Origin of the sequence: Stutzerimonas kunmingensis (assembly GCF_900114065.1) — a bacterium.
In the GTDB taxonomy this organism is placed as follows: domain Bacteria; phylum Pseudomonadota; class Gammaproteobacteria; order Pseudomonadales; family Pseudomonadaceae; genus Stutzerimonas; species Stutzerimonas kunmingensis.
Genome location: NZ_FORS01000009.1, coordinates 36,289 through 53,875 on the forward strand (window position 1 = coordinate 36,289; position 17,587 = coordinate 53,875).

18 protein-coding genes are annotated in these 17,587 nt (G+C 64.2%); 6 read left to right on the forward strand and 12 right to left on the reverse strand.

The features are described from left to right. Nucleotides 1-40 precede the first annotated feature (40 nt). The gene (locus tag BM275_RS18270; RefSeq protein ID WP_090522773.1) at nt 41-403 is read left to right on the forward strand and encodes an NADH:ubiquinone oxidoreductase; all 363 of its coding nucleotides are present in this window, start codon (nt 41-43) and stop codon (nt 401-403) included. Nucleotides 404-463: 60 nt separating this feature from the next. Here the strand turns inward: BM275_RS18270 and BM275_RS18275 are convergent, their stop codons facing one another. Next, the gene (locus BM275_RS18275; protein ID WP_090522775.1) at nt 464-991 is read right to left on the reverse strand and encodes a DUF3617 domain-containing protein; all 528 of its coding nucleotides are present in this window, start codon (nt 989-991) and stop codon (nt 464-466) included. A gap of 165 nt (nt 992-1,156) precedes the next feature. Here BM275_RS18275 and BM275_RS18280 point away from each other — a divergent pair, with 165 nt between their 5' ends. The 4 genes from BM275_RS18280 (at nt 1,157) to BM275_RS18295 (ending at nt 6,462) form a co-directional block, all read left to right on the forward strand. Next, nucleotides 1,157-1,672: a sigma-70 family RNA polymerase sigma factor gene (locus BM275_RS18280; RefSeq protein WP_090522777.1), complete on the forward strand. Its 516-nt coding sequence runs from the start codon at nt 1,157-1,159 to the stop codon at nt 1,670-1,672. Beyond that, nucleotides 1,672-2,634 (forward strand): FecR domain-containing protein, encoded by a 963-nt coding sequence (locus BM275_RS18285; protein WP_090522779.1) that lies wholly within the window; start codon nt 1,672-1,674, stop codon nt 2,632-2,634. The genes BM275_RS18280 and BM275_RS18285 overlap by 1 nt, the downstream gene beginning before the upstream one ends. A gap of 99 nt (nt 2,635-2,733) precedes the next feature. Continuing rightward, nucleotides 2,734-5,190 carry a TonB-dependent siderophore receptor gene (locus BM275_RS18290; protein WP_090522781.1) on the forward strand — a complete coding sequence of 819 codons (2,457 nt, stop codon included), beginning with the start codon at nt 2,734-2,736 and terminating at the stop codon, nt 5,188-5,190. A gap of 66 nt (nt 5,191-5,256) precedes the next feature. Beyond that, entirely contained in the window at nt 5,257-6,462 is a 1,206-nt protein-coding gene (locus BM275_RS18295) for a PepSY-associated TM helix domain-containing protein (RefSeq protein WP_090522783.1), read from the forward strand. 318 nt (nt 6,463-6,780) lie between these two features. Here the strand turns inward: BM275_RS18295 and BM275_RS18300 are convergent, their stop codons facing one another. From BM275_RS18300 to BM275_RS18320, 5 genes are read right to left on the reverse strand one after another with little or no spacing between them, the layout of a single operon-like run. Beyond that, the gene (locus tag BM275_RS18300; protein WP_090522785.1) at nt 6,781-7,416 is read right to left on the reverse strand and encodes an SCO family protein; all 636 of its coding nucleotides are present in this window, start codon (nt 7,414-7,416) and stop codon (nt 6,781-6,783) included. A 21-nt stretch (nt 7,417-7,437) separates the two neighbouring features. Continuing rightward, entirely contained in the window at nt 7,438-8,337 is a 900-nt protein-coding gene (gene cyoE / locus BM275_RS18305; protein ID WP_023445729.1) for a heme o synthase, read from the reverse strand. Nucleotides 8,338-8,354: 17 nt separating this feature from the next. Continuing rightward, a complete protein-coding gene (locus tag BM275_RS18310) occupies nt 8,355-9,410 on the reverse strand; it encodes a COX15/CtaA family protein (protein WP_090522787.1) in 1,056 nt (351 codons plus the stop codon). Between the two features lie 52 nt (nt 9,411-9,462). Beyond that, the gene (locus BM275_RS18315) at nt 9,463-10,041 is read right to left on the reverse strand and encodes a hypothetical protein (RefSeq protein WP_090522789.1); all 579 of its coding nucleotides are present in this window, start codon (nt 10,039-10,041) and stop codon (nt 9,463-9,465) included. Further along, entirely contained in the window at nt 10,016-10,753 is a 738-nt protein-coding gene (locus BM275_RS18320; RefSeq protein WP_090522791.1) for an SURF1 family protein, read from the reverse strand. The genes BM275_RS18315 and BM275_RS18320 overlap by 26 nt, the downstream gene beginning before the upstream one ends. Nucleotides 10,754-10,823: 70 nt before the next feature. Between BM275_RS18320 and BM275_RS18325 the strand changes: the two genes are divergently transcribed. Next, entirely contained in the window at nt 10,824-11,027 is a 204-nt protein-coding gene (locus BM275_RS18325; RefSeq protein ID WP_003303658.1) for a twin transmembrane helix small protein, read from the forward strand. Nucleotides 11,028-11,031: 4 nt separating this feature from the next. Here BM275_RS18325 and BM275_RS18330 read toward each other — a convergent pair whose 3' ends face one another. The 6 genes from BM275_RS18330 to BM275_RS18355 form a co-directional block, all read right to left on the reverse strand. Further along, on the reverse strand, nt 11,032-11,928 hold the full coding sequence (locus BM275_RS18330) for a cytochrome c oxidase subunit 3 (protein ID WP_090522793.1): 897 nt from the start codon (nt 11,926-11,928) through the stop codon (nt 11,032-11,034). Then, nucleotides 11,925-12,500 carry a cytochrome c oxidase assembly protein gene (locus BM275_RS18335; protein ID WP_003303654.1) on the reverse strand — a complete coding sequence of 192 codons (576 nt, stop codon included), beginning with the start codon at nt 12,498-12,500 and terminating at the stop codon, nt 11,925-11,927. The genes BM275_RS18330 and BM275_RS18335 overlap by 4 nt, the downstream gene beginning before the upstream one ends. 88 nt (nt 12,501-12,588) lie before the next feature. After that, entirely contained in the window at nt 12,589-14,226 is a 1,638-nt protein-coding gene (gene ctaD, locus BM275_RS18340; protein WP_003303652.1) for a cytochrome c oxidase subunit I, read from the reverse strand. Between the two features lie 12 nt (nt 14,227-14,238). Next, complete coding sequence (gene coxB, locus BM275_RS18345) at nt 14,239-15,372, reverse strand: cytochrome c oxidase subunit II (protein WP_042924233.1); 1,134 nt, start codon at nt 15,370-15,372, stop codon at nt 14,239-14,241. A gap of 232 nt (nt 15,373-15,604) precedes the next feature. Continuing rightward, nucleotides 15,605-15,871, reverse strand: a complete 267-nt coding sequence (locus BM275_RS18350) for a hypothetical protein (protein WP_003303649.1) — start codon at nt 15,869-15,871, stop codon at nt 15,605-15,607. 109 nt (nt 15,872-15,980) lie between these two features. Then, a complete protein-coding gene (locus tag BM275_RS18355) occupies nt 15,981-17,522 on the reverse strand; it encodes a SulP family inorganic anion transporter (RefSeq protein ID WP_090522795.1) in 1,542 nt (513 codons plus the stop codon). Between the last annotated feature and the right edge of the window lie 65 nt (nt 17,523-17,587).

Genomic DNA, 17,587 nt, shown 5'->3' on the forward strand with positions numbered 1-17,587 from the left:
TCATGTTAAAGTCGCCGGCGATTCTCGGAGAGGTGAAATCGTGCGGTTACCGTTCTTGCTGACAGCCCTGTGCAGCCTGCTCGTCGCTGGCGACGTGATGGCCGAAGCGTGCGTCATTAACAGCCACGACGACCGCGTGGCAGTGAAGCTTTGCCAGGCAAACATCAACATTCCCGCAGAGCTGTTCCGCACCGGCTTCTGTCAGCCGCAGCTGAAGGATCACGAGGTCGAAGTCGAGTTCGTTGATCAGTGCCCGGACGGGGCCTTCGGTGTCTGCCGCAACGCGCAGGTGTCGAACATGCCGTACCGGCAGGACATTCACTATTACGGCATCGCCAGTGATGCGCGCTTTCTCCAGCCCGCTTGCGAGCAGAACAACCAGGGCAGTTGGGAGAAGAACTGACTCCCGCCCAGCAGTCATGGGGGTTTCACGTGGAACCCCTGCTGATTTCCCGGTTGCCTTCTACCGAGCCGGTTTCAATGCGCCGCAATCGTCCGCTATCCAGCGCGCGTGGGATTCGATTCGCGAGGTACCGGTCTCGGTGCCTTGGCGGTATTCACTTTCCACGGTACTGACGAACTCCTTGTCGCTGATGAAGCGCGTCTCGCCCTGACCTCGGGCATCAGGGCACTCGAACCTGAATTTCCACAGCTTGTCGCCACGCTCGGTGATCTCCTGGGTACAGGCCGGATCATCTTGGAAGGGCAGCTCATCGGACTCCACCTGAGCCTTGCTCAGACAGATCTGCACGCCCTTGCCGCCGAGTTTCACGCCCTGCGCGGCCAGCATCTCCTCCATCATCCGGCGCTGGTCGGCGGGCAGGTTCTCCATCTGCGCCAGCATCGCGTCCATGCCCGGCATCTGCTGGCCATCCACCTGTATATCGCCGCTGCTGAATTCCCAGAGGCCCGGCAGGATCTGCTGCGCATGGGCGGGCATTAGCGTCAGGAAGAGGAGCGCGAAAGCGGCCAGACGTGGCAGTTGGGTCATGAGTGTGCCTCCGGAGATGGGTTGTTCCTTCAGCCTAGTCGAGCTTTTTCCGTACGGTGCCCGAACGGGCAGCGGTCGGCAAAGATCGCGACACAACGATTGCTGATGGATTTGTGTTGTTGAGAAGCGTTAGCATTAACGCCTGCAGCGCTCATGGGAGGCCGCATGGCAACTGAAGGTATGGTTCGACAGCAGATGCTACATCGGCTCTATGCCGAGCATCACGGCTGGCTTAACGGCTGGCTGCGGCGCCAGCTGGGCTGCAATCATCGGGCCGCCGACCTCGCGCAGGACACCTTTGTGCGGGTGATGACCAAGGATCAGGACATGGGCGCCATCCGCGAACCCAGAGCCTACCTGCATACCATCGCCAAGGGCCTGTTGATCAACCATTGGCGGCGCCGACAGATCGAGCAGGCCTATCTTGATGCGCTGGCACTGCAACCCGAGCCCGTGGCGCCATCGCCGGAATCCCAGGCGTTGATCGTCGAAACCTTGCTGCAGGTCGACGCCATGCTGGCCCAGCTGCCGGCGAAGATGCGCAGCGCCTTTCTCATGTCGCAGCTGCAGGGCATGACCTACGCCGCAATCGCCATCGAACTCGGCGTTTCCGAGCGGATGGTGAAGAAGTACATGGCTCAGGCCATGTTGCATTGCCTGCTGCTGGTGGCGGAGGACTGATGGGCATCGATTACCGCGTGCTGCAGGAAGCGGCGAAGTGGTTTGCCGTGTTGCAGTCCGGTGCGGCCAGCGCTGGCGAGCGCCAGGCCTGGAGCGCGTGGCTGGAACAGCCGGAACATGCCCGCGCGTGGGCCAAGGTCGAACGCATCAGTGGCCAGTTCCAGCCGCTGGCCGACAATGCCGTCGGGAGCACTGCCGGCGCGATGTTGCACAGCCGCCAACCGAACCGTCGCCAGGCACTGAAGGTGTTGTCCGTGCTTTGTGGCGGCGCGGCACTGAGCCTGGCCGGCGGATCGCTGCCCTGGCGACAGTGGACGGCCGATGAGCGGACCGCGGTTGGTGAGGTGCGCGATCTGCGCCTGGCTGATGGCTCGCAGATCTGGCTGAACACCGATACCGCGGTGGATATTGCCGATGATGCGACCGCGCGCAGGCTGGCGCTTTACCGCGGTGAGCTGCTGGTCGATGCCTCGCCCAGCCAAGGCGGGCGGCCGTTGCTGCTGACTAGTCGTGAAGGTCGCGTGCGCAGCGAACAGGCCGCGCGTTTCTCGCTGCGCCAGGAAGATGGCAATACCCGCCTGAGCGTGTTCGCCGGCGTTGTGGATATCCAGCTGGATGGCTTAGGCATCACCCGTGTGGCGGCCGGGCAGCAGACCGATTTCAGTCGCCGCTACATCGCCCCCTTGTCAGCGGCCCGCGCCGAACATCAGGCCTGGGCGAGCGGCGTATTACTGGCCGACAACCAGCGCCTGGAAGATTTCCTCGTCGAACTGTCGCGCTATCGACACGGCTATCTCGGCTGCGATCCGCGTATCGCCGATCTGCGCGTGGTCGGCGCCTTTCCCCTCGGTGACACCGAGCGTGTGCTGGATGCGCTGGCGGCGACGCTGCCGGTGCGCATCGAGCGACGCTTGGCCTGGTGGGTCAGCCTCGAACCTGCCGCGGCACGGGGTGGCGTGTAGTTCGTTGCGGACACGAATAAAAAATATTCGCATCTGCAGTTCCCTTTCTTCGATCTGGTTGGGCATAGGGCTAAATCCGTCACTCGAACAGGAACACCCATGCGCTCGACCGCCTTGCCGTTCATTCCCAATCGCTCCCGCGCCTTGGCGCTCGGCATTCGTGCCGCGCTGCTGTGCCTGCCGCTGGCCAGCGTCGTGCCCGGCGCTGCCATGGCGCAGTCTGCGACCCAGCAGGTGGTGCGCAGCTACGACATTCCCGCCGGCCCGCTCTCCAGCGCACTGAGCCGTTTCGCCGGTGAAGCAGGTGTGCTGCTCTCGGTGGATGGCAGCCTGCTGCAGGGCCTGGACAGCAACGGCCTGCAAGGGCAGTACGGCGTTGACGACGGTTTCGCTGCGTTGCTGCAGGGTAGCGGCCTGCACGCCGTTCGCGACAGCCAGGGCAACTACTCGCTAGCGCGCCGTAGCGCGCAGACCGATGCCGTCGAACTGCAATCGATGACCGTCGAAGGTTTCGCCCTGGGCAACGCGCTGGGTTCGATGGAAGGCTACAACGCGACCCACAGCAGCGTGGCGACCAAGACGAGCATGCCGTTGCTCGAAACGTCACAGTCGGTTTCTGTAGTTACACGCCAGCAGATGGATGATCAGGGCTCGCTGACGGTCGCTCAGGCGCTGCGCTATACACCCGGTGTGATGAGCAGCCCCTACGGCGCAACTAGCCGCTACGATTACGTGGCCATGCGCGGTTTTAACGATGGCTCGGTGGATAACCTCTACCTAGACGGCCTCAAAATCATGGGGGATGCCGGCACCTACAGCACCATGCAGATCGACCCCTATTTCCTGGAGCGTATCGACGTATTGAAAGGCCCGTCGTCCGTGCTCTACGGACGCAGCCTGCCTGGCGGCCTGGTGGCCATGACCAGCAAGCAGCCCACCGCCAAGGCGTATCGCCAGGTACAGGCGACCTTCGGCAGCAATGCGCAGAAAGGCATTGGCGTCGATCTGGGCGGTCCGCTGGACGATGATGGTATGTTGTCCTACCGGCTGGTCGGCTTGGCCGAAAAAGGTGATACCCAATACGACCATGTCGAGTCGCAACGCTATGCCGTGGCGCCCTCCCTGCGTATCGACTTTTCTGCCGATACCGCGCTTACCTTGCAGGCCTATCTGCAGCACGACCCGGAAAGCGGTTATCACGGAGGCCTGCCTGCCGAAGGCACCCTGTACCGTCGCAATGGACGCTATCTCCCCGATGGCTTTTTCGAGGGGGAGCCCGATCACGAAAAATTCGAGCGCACCCAGCAGATGCTCGGTTACCAGTTCGAGCACCGCTTCGACGATACGTGGTCGATGCGTCAGAACTTCCGCTATCTGGACTCGGAAGTAGAGTCCGAGCAGGTCTACGGCATGGGCTGGGACGGGAATTCCTCGGAACTGGCACGCGCCTATACCGGGGCGGATGAGCGCCTGCATTCGTGGATCATCGACAACATGCTGCAGGCCGAATTCGACACCGGTGCAGCTCGCCACACCCTGATCACCGGGATCGACTACCAGCGCGGAAAATCGAATGTGGCCTATTACGGCGCGGCTGCGGCCAACCTCGATGCTTTCGACCCGGTGTACGGCGCACCGGTGACGCCCGGCACGCCCTTCGTCCAGACCCGCCGGCTGGAGCAGACGGGCCTGTACATTCAGGACCTGATCGAACTCGACCGCTGGCGCTTGTCCCTGGGCGTGCGCCAGGACTGGGTCGAAACCGAGGTGGAAACGGCGGCCACGGGGACGTCGTCCGGTAAGGATTCCAGTCAGCTGACCTCTCGCGCCGGCGTGCTGTATCTGTTCGACAACGGTGTGGCGCCGTATCTCAGCTATTCGCAGTCGTTCAACCCAAACTCGACCGCCGATGCCAGTGGCAATCCGCTCGAACCCACCGAAGGCACCCAGTGGGAGCTGGGCATCAAGTATCAGCCGGTGGGACACGATGACCTGTACACCGCTTCGCTGTTTCATATCGAGCAGGAGAACCTCGCCTCCAAACTACCCGATGAGAACTTCTTCCGTCCGGTCGGGGCTGTCCGCTCCCAGGGCCTGGAACTTGAAGCACGTCTTCAGGTGACGGAAAGCTTGCGCTTGCTAGGCAGCTACACCTTCACTGATATCGAATACTCGAAGTCGGTGTTCAGTGCGGTGGACAGCACTCTGGATAACAAGGGCAACACCCCGACCCAATCCGTGCGCCACATGGCCTCGCTCTGGGCGGACTACCGTTTCGTCGATCGCCTGGCGGGGCTGAGCACCGGTGCGGGCATTCGCTATGTCGGCAAGAGCTGGGCTGATGCCGAGAACACGCAGCGTATTCCGTCCTACACGCTCTTCGACGCGGCCATCGGCTATGACCTCGCCAACGTGGGGCTGCCTGGGGCAGAGGTACGCTTGAATGCCAACAATCTCACCGACAAAAGGTACGTCGCGGCCTGCGGCAGCAGCCTGAACTACTGCTATATGGGTGAGGAGCGCAATGTCACCGCCACGGTCAGCTACGAATTCTGACCGATAACAGCCGCCGGCCCCCAAAGGCTGGCGGCTTTGTGCTTTCTGAAGGACGGACAACCGACGATGCGTTCCATTCTCGTGCTCCTGCACCGCTACATCGGCCTGGCCACGGCGATCTTCCTGTTTCTCGCCGGCATTACCGGCAGCATCCTGGCCTTCCATCACGAGCTGGACGAATGGCTCAACCCGGAGTTCTACCACACCACCAGCGAGGGCCCGGTGCTGGCGCCGGGAACGTTGGTGGAACGCGTCGAGCAGGCCAACCCGCGTATGCAGGTCTGGTACATGGAGTTTCCCAGTGAGCCCGGTCACGCCGCTTTGATGGCGCTGGTGCCGCGTAACGATCCGGCAACTGGCAAGCCGTATGGCGAGCGCCCAGTGGTGCAGTACGTCGATGCGGTGAGCGGCGACCCGGTGGGCACGCGCTACTGGGGCGAATGCTGCTTCTCGCGCAAGAACTTCGTGCCCTTCATCCTCGAGTTTCACTACAACCTGTCGCTGCCGGGCAACTGGGGGCTGTGGTTGATGGGTATCGTCGCTATCGCCTGGGTGATCGATTGCTTCGTCTCGCTGGTGCTGACCTTTCCTCGTGGCCGGCCGTTCTTTTCCAAGTGGTGGACGTCCTGGAAGATCAAGCGCCAGCGCATGAACCACGACGTACACCGCGCAGGCGGCCTGTGGCTGTGGCTGCTGCTCACGCCGGTGGCGGTCAGCAGCGTGGCGATGAACCTGCCGGAGCAGGTGTTCAAGCCGGTGGTATCGCTGTTCTCGCCCGTTGAGCCGAGCGTCTACGAGGCCCGCGGGCGGATGCCGGCTGAGCAGTTGGGCACCACCGCTTACGACTTCCATCAGGCGTACGACTACGCCATGCAGCACGCCGCCGAGCTCGGCCTGAGCGAGGCAATCACCGAGCTGTACTACAGCTTCGAATACAACTTCTACGGCGCCGGCTTCGGCGAGCACGACAGCAACCAGGGCAACGCCTGGCTGTTCTTCCATGGCACCGACGGTCGTCTGCTGGGGCAGGAGATTCCCGGCCAGGGCACGCTGGGGCAGCAGTTCCATCTGCTGCAGCCGGCTATCCATGGCGGGCGCATCCTCGGCCTACCCGGGCGCATCCTCATCGCCGTGCTGGGCGTGGCGATCGCGGTGTTGTCGGTCACCGGTGTGGTGATCTGGTGGCGCAAGCGACGAGCACGCATCAGCGCGGTGCTGCGTGAACCTCGCAGGGGGAGTGCAGCGCCGGTTAGTCCGGTCGGTGAGCCATGATGGTCATGAGGTGAAGTGCCCCCTCAACCCTATGCTGGGCGCCCCAGCCGTCTCTCCGGAGGGGCGAGGGGGGGTGGATCGCAGAGGTATGTGAGTATTACGGCAGTGTTTGATGATTGTGCAGCCAAAGATGGTTGCTGCGCCGTGCTGACGTCCGAAGCGTGCCGCCTCTGGGCCGGGCGTTGATTCGCCAGAGCCTGCGCCATCATCGAACAGTCCCCTCGCCCCTTGGGGAGAGAGCTAGGGAGAGGGGGCGGGCTTCCAGGCCCAGCGCCAGCTACGGTCCGTACACCGCGAACGCCAACAGGCTCGCTTTCCTCACTCCGCCTGCTTGACCAGCTCAGGCAACTGCTCGGCCAGTTTCTGCACCCGCAAAGGCGAGCGGATAAAGCCCTGCTGCCGACCATCCGGGCCGATCAGGACCAGGTTGCCGCTGTGGTCGACGGTGTAGTTTTCCTTGCTGGTATCGCCGGGTATGAAGGGAATGCCGACGCCGTTGGCCAGGGTCTGGATATCGTCCAGCGGGCCGGTCAGGCCCTGGAAACCGGCGTTGAAGTAGCCGAGGTATTCCTTGAGTTTTTCCGGTGTGTCGCGATTCGGATCGACGCTGACGAGGATGATGCGCAGCCGGTCGCGCACGGCGTCGGGCAGCATGCCGTTGAGCTGGCGCAGCTCGGCCAGGGTGGTGGGGCAGATGTCCGGGCAGAAGGTGTAGCCGAAGAACAGCAATGTCCACTGCCCATCCAGCTCGTCCAGTTTTACCGCTTCGCCGTCCTGGTCCGTCAGGCTCAGTGACGGCACCGTGCGGCTCTGCGGCAGCACGACGATGCCGGCATCCAGCAGCTGTGTAGGGTCGAGCTGGCGCTGGCTGTTGAGCACCTTGGAAACCGTCAGCCCGACGACCAGCGCGATCAGCGCCACGAGAATGAAGACGGTTTTCTGGATGCGGGTCATGGATGTCCTTAGGGCGACTATCTAGAAATCGAGCAGAAGATAATGATCAACCAGCAGCGCGATGAACAGCGCGAACAGGTACCAGATGCTGAATTTGAAGGTCTTGATTGCCGCATGTGGCCGGCTGTCGCGGTACAGCGCGATCGTCCAGTAGAGGAAGCGTGCACCCAGCAACGCTGCGGCGGCGAGGTACAGCGGGCCGCTCATGTGAATGGCGAACGGCATGAAGCTGACCGCCAGCAGCATCACCGTGTAGAGCAGGATATGCACCTTGGTGTAGTGCACGCCGTGGGTCACCGGCAGCATCGGCACGTTGACCTTGGCGTACTCGTCCTTGCGGTGAATCGCCAGCGCCCAGAAGTGCGGCGGCGTCCAGGCGAAGATGATCAGCACCAGCAGCAGCGGTTCGGCGGTGACCTGGCCGGTCACCGCGACCCAGCCGAGCAGTGGCGGTGCGGCGCCGGCGAGTCCGCCGATGACGATGTTCTGCGGCGTGGCGCGTTTGAGAAAGCCGGTATAGATCACCGCGTAGCCGATCAGCGAGGCCAGGGTCAGCCAGGCGGCGAGGGCATTGGTGAAGGTCAGCAGCAGGGCCAGCCCGCTGACGCCGAGAGCGAAGGCGAAGGTCAGTGCCGCCGCTGGCGAGACCCGGCCTTCGGCCAGGGGTCGCTTGTGGGTGCGGGCCATCACCGAATCGATCTGCCGGTCCACCACATGGTTCACCGCCGCCGCGCCACCGGCACACAGGGCGATGCCCAGATTGCCGAACAGCAGCACCGTCCAGGGCACGCCGGCGCGGGTGGCGAGGAACATGCCCACCAGCGAGGTGATGAGCATCAGCAGCACCACCTTCGGCTTGGTCAGCTCCAGGTAGTCGCGCCAGCTGGCCTGGGCGCTGCGTTCGCTGAGTAGAGTCGCCATGGGGGTTCTCCTTGTGGTCATGCGCGGGGCAGATCGAGCTGTCCCGTCGTGTTCGAAATCGCTGCCGGCTCGGTTTGCCGGGCGGCATGTGCAGGCTGGCGCAGCCGGTAATTGATCAGCACCAGCACCAGCAGTAGTGCGGCGCCGCCACCGTTGTGCGCCACCGCGACCGTCAGCGGCAGGTTGAGCAGCACGTTGCTGACACCGAGGCCGACCTGCAGCGCCAGCGCGGCGATGAGCAGCCCGGCCAGCCGGCCGAGACCGCGGCGCTGGAGCATGGCGGCCAGCAGCAGCAACACCAGCGTCACGCACAGCGCGCCGATGCGGTGGGTGAGATGGATGGCCGTGCGCGCCTCGCCGTAGAGCAGGCCGCCGAGGTAGTTGGGGCCGATGTCGTGATGGGTCAGGTTGAAGGCGTTGGCGAAGTCCATCCGCGGCCACCATTCGCCATGGCAGGTGGGGAAGTCGGTGCAGGCGACGGCCGCATAGTTGCTGCTGACCCAGCCGCCGAGGGCGATCTGGACGATCACCGCGAGCATGGCGATGCCGGCGAATCTGCGCAGACGACCGTCCACGGCCGGCAAGGGAGCAAGCGCGCCGGACAGCCGCAGGCACAGCAGAAACAGCAGGCTGAGGGTGGTGAAGCCGCCGAGCAGGTGCGCGGTAACCACCTGCGGCCAGAGCTGCAGGGTCACTGTCCACATGCCGAAGATCGCCTGGGCGATGACCACCGCGAGCAGTAGCAGCGGCAACTTCACCGGCTGCCCGGGTTGGCCGCGACGGCGTATCGCCTGCGCCGCCATGGCGAGAATCACCAGCCCCAGCGCGCCGGCGAAATAGCGATGGATCATCTCGTTCCAGCCCTTGGTCACTTCCAGTGGCGCCTCGGGAAAGCGCAGCGCGGCGAGGTTCTGCTTGTGCTCGCTCATGGGCACGGCGAGAAAACCGTAGCAGCCTGGCCAGTCAGGGCAGCCGAGGCCGGCGTGGGTCAACCGCGTATAGGCACCGAGCAGCACGACCACCACCGCCAGCAGCGTGGCGATCAGGGCGAGGCGGTATCCGGGTTTGGCCATCGGTTTCTCCTTGGGCGGCCAGTTTGGGACCCCAGCGAAGCGGCAGAGTGCGTCAGCCGATCTGCGAGATCTTCAGCAGGTATTTCAGGTCATCGAGGATTGCCTTGCCGTCGGCTTCGGCGTCGTATCGCAGCACCAGGTTGCCGTGCGGATCGACGATCCAAAGCTGCGGCGTGGCCGGTGCTTCAGGGTTGCGGGCATACACGCCGGCGTCGAGGCCATGGCGTTGCAATTGCGGATACTCGCGACGCAGGCGTTGCTCGTAGGCATCGTCCAGAGCGGTGGCGCTGGCCAGGGCGTGGCTGGCGCGGGCGGCTTCGCGAGCCAGGCCGATATTGATCTGGCGGGCCAGGTAGACCAGCTGCTGGCACTGCGTTTCGCAGCCCTGCGGGGCGGTGACCAGCAGCTCCCAGCGCCGTTCGGAGTCGGCTGCAGTCACGCCAATGGCAGCGCGGTCCTGGCCGTTGGCGATCAGCACGCCGTCGTAGCTGCGGGTCTGCGGTACCCAGAAGCCGAAGCGATACATCGCCGTAGCCAGCAGCATCGGTCCCAGCACGACGCCGAGGATCAGCAGCAGTTGCAGCCGGCCACGGCCGCGTTTTGGTTCACGGCCGGTGAGGGTCGGATTCATTGTCATCAATGTGCTTCTCCCGTGCCTGATGCACGCCGAAGTAGATGAACAGCGCCAGCAGGGCAGCCGCCAGGGCAAACCACTGCACGGCGTAGCCCAGATGCTGCGCCGGGCGCATGCTGGTGATCGCCCAATCGGCGCGGTAGGCGCTGGGGCCGGGCTCCAGACGCAATTCATGGATCACGCCTTCGCGGCCGGCCTGCTGCCACATCGCCTCGATGTCGACGTGGTTGATCAGGCGCGGCCAGCCCTCGGCCGTGCGGTGGCTGAAGATGAACGGCTTTCCTGGCGGTACGTAGACCCAGGCGGCGAGCTTCAAAGACTGCGCAGGTGTGTCGAAGGCCGGCGGCACGCGGCGATCGGGCCAGGGAATCCAGCCGCGGTTGACCATTACCCAACGGTCGCTGAGCTCGTCATGAAAGGGCTGCAGCAGCTCTACGCCAACCTGGCCGTCACGGGTGCGGCTGTCGAGCAGGAAGCTGTGCTCGGCATCGAAACGACCCTGCAGATGCACGCGGGAAAAGGCCGGCTGGGCGCTGCTTTCGATCTGCTCCGGTGACAGCGGCGCAGCTTGCTGCCTCGCCTCCTGGCGTGCCAGCAGATCGCGCTTTTGTTCGCCGCGCTCCAGCTGCCAGAAGCCCAGCCAGACCAGTACCGGCAGCATGGCCAGCACCAGCAGGGTAGGCAGCAGCCCCGGCCTGAAGCCGCTCATGCCCGGCAGCCTGATGTGTCGATACGGCTGGCTATACTCCACCCCCAATACCCCTGTCGTGGAATCGCTCATGCTCAAGGCGGCGATCGTTCTGTTGTTAGTGGCCACGCTGGTCAGTCTGTTCAGTGGGTTGTTCTTCCTGGTCAGGGACGAGGGCCGCACCTCCCGCGTGATCACGGCCCTGTTCATCCGGGTCAGCCTCAGCGCACTGACCGTTGCGCTGATCGGCTGGGGTTTCTATACGGGGCAGCTGCGCCCCGCCTTTGGTTTCTGATTCGCTAGATCACATAGACGAAGACGAACAGCGCGATCCACACCACGTCGACGAAGTGCCAGTACCAGGCCGCTGCCTCGAAACCGAAGTGCTGTTCCGGGCTGAAATGCCCGCGCAGGATGCGCACCAGCATCACCGTGAGGATGATCGCGCCCATGGTCACGTGGGCACCGTGAAAGCCCGTAAGCATGAAGAAGGTCGCGCCATAGATGCCCGAGCCCAGGGTCAGCCCCAGTTCGGTGTAGGCATGCACGTACTCCTCGATCTGCAGGACCAGGAACGCGGCGCCTAGCAGCACGGTCAGCGCCAGGCCGATCTTCAGGTGCTGGCGATTGTTCTTGCGCAGCGCATGGTGCGCCCAGGTCAGGGTGAAGCTGGAGCTGACCAGCAGGATGGTGTTGATCAGCGGCAGGCCCCAGGCACTGATGGTGCCTTCCGGAGCCGGATAGAGCTTGGGATCTGGGGTGTTGAGCAGTGGCCAGGTGTATTCGAAGTTGGGCCAGAGCATGTTGCTGATGCCCTTGTCGTCTTCGCCAGCCAGCCAGGGGCCGGCCCAGTAGCGGATGTAGAACAGCGCGCCGAAGAAGGCGAGGAAGAACATCACCTCCGAGAAGATGAACCAGCTCATGCCCCAGCGGAACGAGCGGTCCATCTGTGCGCTGTACAGCCCGGCGCGGCTTTCCTTCACCACAGCGCCGAACCAGCCGAACATCATGTAGGCGATCAGCAGCGCGCCGACGAAGAAGATCATCGGCCCGCTGGACTCGTCACGCCCGGCTTTCAGGTCGTTGAACCAGCTACCCAGTCCGTAGAAGGTGACCAGCAGGGCGATGGTGGCGATGATCGGCCATTTGCTCTGATCAGGAACGTAATACTGCTCGTGGGTGGTCTGTTGGCTCATTGCAGACTCTCCTTGGCCGGGGCCGATGTGGCGTTGACGGCCACCGGCGGCTGGCGGGACGTGATGTCGAACAGCGTGTAGGCAAGGGTCAGGTTGTGCACGTCGGCGGGCAGGTCGCGATCGACGATGAAGCGCACCGGCATTTCGATGCGCTCGCCCGGTTGCAGCACCTGCTGGGTGAAGCAGAAGCATTCGGTCTTGTGGAAGTAGGCCGCCGCCCGCGACGGCGAGACGCTGGGGATCGCCTGCGCGGTCATCGGCTTGTCGGTCGGGTTGTAGGCGACGAAACGAATCTCCTGGCTGGCGCCCGGGTGCACGCTGAGCTGGTCAGCCAGCGGGCCGAACTCCCAGCGCATGCCGGCGGCGTTGGTGGCGAGGAACTGCACCCGCACCGCCCGCGCCGCGTCGGCGCTCTGCGAGCCGGTGTAGGCGCCGGCGGTCTTGCCGTTGATGCCGAACGCTTGGCACATGACGTCGTAGATCGGCACCAGCAAGAAGCCGAAACCAAACATGCCGACCACGACGAACAGCAGGCGGCGGACCAGGCGTCGGGTGGGCAGGGACTCGTTCATGAGAGCCTCCCCGTTTGGTGGGAGCGGGCCTTTTTGCGGTCGACCTGGCAGACCCGGCCGGGCCTGCCAGCGACGCCCTGTTGCCTGCTCACGGCGTCAGCTCCCCGCCAGTGCCCTTGCGGTGCTCGTGCACATCGCTCATGTCCGGTGGTGTCTGGAAGGTGTGGTAGGGCGCCGGCGACGGCACGCTCCATTCCAGCCCCTCGGCGCCGTCCCAGGGCTTGGCTGGTGCCGGTACGCCGCCGCGAATGCACTTGATGACGATGAACAGGAACAGCAGCTGGGTGGCGCCGAACATAAAGGCGCCGACGCTGGAGACCATGTTGAAGTTGGCGAACATCATGTTGTAGTCGGGGATGCGCCGCGGCATGCCGGCCAGGCCGACGAAGTGCATCGGGAAGAACGCCAGGTTCATGCCGATGAAGCTCATCCAGAAATGCAGCTTGGCCAGGGTCTCGTCGTACATGTGCCCGGTCCACTTGGGCAGCCAGTAGTAGGCCGAGGCGAAGATGCCGAAGATCGCTCCCGGAACCAGCACGTAGTGGAAGTGCGCCACCACGAAGTAGGTGTCGTGGTACTGGAAGTCCGCCGGGGCGATGGCCAGCATCAGCCCGGAGAATCCGCCGATGGTGAAGAGGATGACGAAGGCCACGGCGAACAGCATCGGCGCCTCGAATGTCAGCGAGCCGCGCCACATCGTCGACACCCAGTTGAACACCTTGACCCCGGTGGGCACGGCGATCAGCATGGTGGCGTACATGAAAAACAGCTCGCCGGTCAGCGGGATGCCGACGGTGAACATGTGGTGCGCCCAGACGATGAAGGAGAGGAAGGCGATCGCCCCGGTGGCGTAGACCATCGAGGTGTAGCCGAACAGCGGCTTGCGGCTGAACGCCGGGATGATCGAGCTGACCGCGCCGAAGGCCGGCAGGATCATGATGTACACCTCGGGATGGCCGAAGAACCAGAACACGTGCTGGAACAGCACGGGGTCACCGCCCCCGGCGGCACTGAAGAAGCTGGTGCCGAAGTGGATGTCCATCAGCATCATGGTCACCACGCCCGCCAGAACCGGCATCACTGCGATCAAGAGGAAGGCGGTGATCAGCCAGGTCCAGACGAACAGCGGCATCTTCATCAAGGTCATGCCTGGCGCACGCAGGTTGAGGATGGTGGCGATCACGTTGATCGCCCCCATGATCGAGCTGATGCCCATCAAGTGGATGGCGAAGATGAAGAAGGTCACCGATTCCGGCGCGTAGGTGGTCGACAGCGGCGCATAGAAGGTCCAGCCGAAGTTTGGCCCGCCGCCTTCCATGAACAGCGTCGAGACCAGCAGCCCGAAGGCTGCCGGCAGCAGCCAGAAGCTGAAGTTGTTCATCCGCGGCAGCGCCATGTCCGGCGCGCCGATCATCAGCGGGATCATCCAGTTGGCCAGGCCGACGAAGGCCGGCATTACCGCGCCGAATACCATGATCAGGCCGTGCATGGTGGTCATCTGATTGAAGAATTCCGGCTGCACGATCTGCAGGCCCGGCTGGAACAGCTCGGCGCGGATGACCATGGCCATCGAGCCGCCGAGCAGGAAGGCGCAGAAGCTGAACCACAGGTACATCGAACCGATGTCCTTGTGGTTGGTGGTCAGCAGCCAGCGCGAGAGACCCTTGGCCGGGCCGTGGTGGTGGTCATGTCCGGCATGACCATGATCGTCGATCACTGCACTCATCACCGAATCCTCTTACTGGGTGGCTTCTTCGGCCTGTTTGAAGTCGAGCACGTCTTTCGGCGTGACCATTTCGCCGGTCTCGTTGCCCCAGGCGTTGCGCTCGTAGGTGATGACCGCGGCTAGGTCGACTTCCGACAGCTGCTTGCCGAAGGCCGCCATGGCGGTGCCCGGCTTGCCGTTGACGACGATGTCGATGTGCGCCTCGATGTCGCCGGTGGCGATGGCCGAGCCCTTGAGGGCCGGGAACATCGGCGGGATGCCTTCGCCGCCGGCCTGGTGGCAGGACGCGCAAGCGGTCTGGTAGACCTTCTCGCCGTGCGCGGAGAGCTCTTCCAGCGTCCATTCCTTGCTGGTCAGTTCGGCCACCTTGGCGGCTTCGGCCTTCTTCTCGCCGAGCCAGGCGGCGTAGTCCTCGGCGGACTTGACCTCCACCACCACCGGCATGAAGCCGTGGTCCTTGCCGCACAGCTCGGTGCACTGGCCGCGATAGATGCCGGGCTCTTCGACGCGGGTCCAGGATTCGTTGATGAAGCCGGGGATGGCGTCCTTCTTCACCGCCAGATCCGGCACCCACCAGGAGTGGATGACGTCTGCCGCGGTGATCAGGAAGCGCACCTTGGCGCCGGCGGGAATCACCAGCGGCTCGTCGACTTCCAGCAGGTAGTTTTCGCCCTTGGGCGCCTGGTTGTTGATCTGCTCGCGTGGCGTAGTGAGGTTGCTGAAGAACTCCACATCCTCGCCCAGGTACTTGTAGTGCCACTTCCACTGGTAGCCAGTGATCTGTACGTCGACGTCCGATTCGCTGGAGTCGTAGATGTGGATCAGCGTGCGCGTCGCCGGGATCGCCATGCCCACCAGGATCAGTAGCGGGATGACCGTCCAGAGCACCTCGACGCGGGTGTTTTCGTGGAAGTGAGCTGAATGCTGACGCTTGGAGCGGCGGTGCGCGACCATCGACCAGATCATCACGCCGAATACCAGCACGCCGATGACCACACAGATCCAGAAGATCGTCATGTGCAGATCGAACACCGAACGGCTGACGTCGGTGGCGCCGGAGCGCATGTTCACGTCCCAGGCCGCCTGAGCCTGGCCAAATATTGCCGAAAGCCCAAGCCCCATCCAGATGCATGGATGTCGAGACATTGCGGGTTCCCCTTATGATTCTTGTTATCCCGCCGACCGCCATCGCACCGCCGAAAATCGGCTGGCCGGGGAAACCATTCCCGTCATGCCAGCTACGTTTTCGATCGGTCCGATTCTGCCCAACGCCACCCGCGAAACGCTCGCTGGCGACATGGACGCTTGCACGCGCAGTCGGAACTCAATCAGGTACGCCTACGATTCGGAGTATAGACAGCGATCCCACTCTGGCAATTTAAGCGCGGGGCGCGTCTGGCTCGGGCTGTGTGGGGGCATCGTTCTTCTTCACCCCACGCAGGTTCATCAGCGCCAGGCAGACCTGCAGGGTGATCAGCGCCCAGGCCTCGGCGTGCCAGCCCCAGATCACCCAGAGCAGGTTGCTCAGCAGAAAACAGCAGAAGCCGACGAAGCGCCGGCCGGGCTGCAGCGAGCCGATCAGCCAGGCGGCGATCACCGTGACCACCATGGCCGGCCATTGCAGCAGATCGATATAAACGTCCAATTCAATCCTCCAGAAGCGCCGGCAGCGCATGGACTTACCCGATGCGCTGCCGGCTAGATGCACGTTGTGCATGGTCGTGTCTGAAAGATGAGGGGGCTGGTCGCGCTGATTAGTTCCCGTCGGCCGCTGCGGCAAGATGCACGGCCTGCCGGCGGCGGCCTTCGACCCGCCGCGTCAGTGCCCGCGGCTCGATGATCAGCCGTGCGCCGCTGGCCTGGTTGGCGCGCTGCCATTCTTCCAGCAGCTCCATGCAGGCATGGTCGATGTACTGCAGGTGTGTCATCGGCACATGCACGCAGGCATTCTTCGGTACGCCATCCAGCGCGTGGGCCAGTCGCGGCACCTTCAGAAAGGTCGCTGCACCCTGCATGCGCAGTTCGACCCGGCGGCCTTCCTGCACCACCGTGACCCTCAGCCGCGAAGCCTGCCAGGCCAGTTGCCCCAGGGTCAGCGCGAAGCCCAGCAGGACGCCGGTCAGCAGGTCGGTGGCGACGATGGTCAGCGCCGTGGCGAGATGGATCAGCATGGCCATGCGCCCGTAGCGGCCGAGCTGGCGCAGCGCGTTCAGGTCGATCAGCTTGAGCCCGGTGTAGACCAGCACACCGGCCAGGCTGGCGATTGGAATCTGCTCCAGCAGCGCGGCCAGCAGCACCACCGCGGCCAGCAGCCAGAGCGCGTGCAGCATGGCCGACAGCCGCGTGCGCGCGCCGGCCTGCACATTGGCCGAGCTGCGCACGATCACGCCGGTCATCGGCAGCGCGCCGAGCACACCGCAGAGCATGTTGCCGACGCCCTGAGCGGTGAGCTCGCGGTCGAAATCAGCGCGCGGGCCCTGGTGCATGCGGTCGACCGCCGCCGCCGACAGTAGGGTTTCGGCGCTGGCGATAAAGGCCACGGCCAGCGCCGCGACCAGCAGACCGGGATCGGCGAAGGCCAGCAGATCGGCCGGTTGCAGCCAGCTGATGGCATCGGCGAGATTGTCCGGCACCTCGACACGGCGCACGTCGAGCCCCAGCCACAGCCCCGCCAGCGTTGCCGCCACGACACCCAGCAGCGCGCCGGGCAGCAGGCGCAGGCGCTGCGGCTTGAGCCGATCCCATGCCCACATGCATACGATGGTCAGCAGGCCGAGAGATGCGGCGATCATACCGTTACCGCCGCCGGAAAACGGCAGCGCGGCCCATAACGCGGCGGGAAAGGCGCCGATATTGTCCAGTCCGGAGGCTTCCGGCTGGCCGTCCAGCATCACGTGCAACTGCGACAGCACGATGAGGATCCCGATGCCGGCCAGCATGCCGTAGACCACTGCCGGCGCGGTGACGCGGAACCAGCAACCCAGCTTCAGCCGACCGGCCAGCAGCTGCAGCGCACCGGCCAGCAGCAGGATCGGCCCGAGCATGGCGGCACCGTATTGCTGCACCAGTTCGAACACCAGCACCGTGAGTCCGGCGGCCGGGCCGCTGACCTGCAGGGGGGCACCGGCCAGCCAACCCACCACCAGCCCGCCGACGATGCCGGTGATCACGCCCTTGGCGGGCGGCATGCCCGAGGCGATGGCGATGCCCATGCACAACGGCAGGGCCACCAGAAAAACCACCACGGACGCCATCAGGTCACGCGGCAGCGTTGTTTTGAGCGTTTCTGCATTCATTCAAAAAACCTCGACACGCGGCGACGCCCCCAGGGCGTCGCCTGAAGCGACAAGCCAATGCCTTG

What these genes read in the sequence shown, in the direction of transcription:
- BM275_RS18275 (WP_090522775.1), bottom strand. Translation starts at nt 991, where the DNA reads ATGACCCAACTGCCACGTCTGGCCGCTTTCGCGCTCCTCTTCCTGACG.
- BM275_RS18280 (WP_090522777.1), top strand. Translation starts at nt 1,157, where the DNA reads ATGGCAACTGAAGGTATGGTTCGACAGCAGATGCTACATCGGCTCTAT.
- BM275_RS18285 (WP_090522779.1), top strand. Translation starts at nt 1,672, where the DNA reads ATGGGCATCGATTACCGCGTGCTGCAGGAAGCGGCGAAGTGGTTTGCC.
- BM275_RS18290 (WP_090522781.1), top strand. Translation starts at nt 2,734, where the DNA reads ATGCGCTCGACCGCCTTGCCGTTCATTCCCAATCGCTCCCGCGCCTTG.
- BM275_RS18295 (WP_090522783.1), top strand. Translation starts at nt 5,257, where the DNA reads ATGCGTTCCATTCTCGTGCTCCTGCACCGCTACATCGGCCTGGCCACG.
- BM275_RS18300 (WP_090522785.1), bottom strand. Translation starts at nt 7,416, where the DNA reads ATGACCCGCATCCAGAAAACCGTCTTCATTCTCGTGGCGCTGATCGCG.
- cyoE (WP_023445729.1), bottom strand. Translation starts at nt 8,337, where the DNA reads ATGGCGACTCTACTCAGCGAACGCAGCGCCCAGGCCAGCTGGCGCGAC.
- BM275_RS18310 (WP_090522787.1), bottom strand. Translation starts at nt 9,410, where the DNA reads ATGGCCAAACCCGGATACCGCCTCGCCCTGATCGCCACGCTGCTGGCG.
- BM275_RS18315 (WP_090522789.1), bottom strand. Translation starts at nt 10,041, where the DNA reads ATGAATCCGACCCTCACCGGCCGTGAACCAAAACGCGGCCGTGGCCGG.
- BM275_RS18320 (WP_090522791.1), bottom strand. Translation starts at nt 10,753, where the DNA reads ATGAGCGGCTTCAGGCCGGGGCTGCTGCCTACCCTGCTGGTGCTGGCC.
- BM275_RS18325 (WP_003303658.1), top strand. Translation starts at nt 10,824, where the DNA reads ATGCTCAAGGCGGCGATCGTTCTGTTGTTAGTGGCCACGCTGGTCAGT.
- BM275_RS18330 (WP_090522793.1), bottom strand. Translation starts at nt 11,928, where the DNA reads ATGAGCCAACAGACCACCCACGAGCAGTATTACGTTCCTGATCAGAGC.
- BM275_RS18335 (WP_003303654.1), bottom strand. Translation starts at nt 12,500, where the DNA reads ATGAACGAGTCCCTGCCCACCCGACGCCTGGTCCGCCGCCTGCTGTTC.
- ctaD (WP_003303652.1), bottom strand. Translation starts at nt 14,226, where the DNA reads ATGAGTGCAGTGATCGACGATCATGGTCATGCCGGACATGACCACCAC.
- coxB (WP_042924233.1), bottom strand. Translation starts at nt 15,372, where the DNA reads ATGTCTCGACATCCATGCATCTGGATGGGGCTTGGGCTTTCGGCAATA.
- BM275_RS18355 (WP_090522795.1), bottom strand. Translation starts at nt 17,522, where the DNA reads ATGAATGCAGAAACGCTCAAAACAACGCTGCCGCGTGACCTGATGGCG.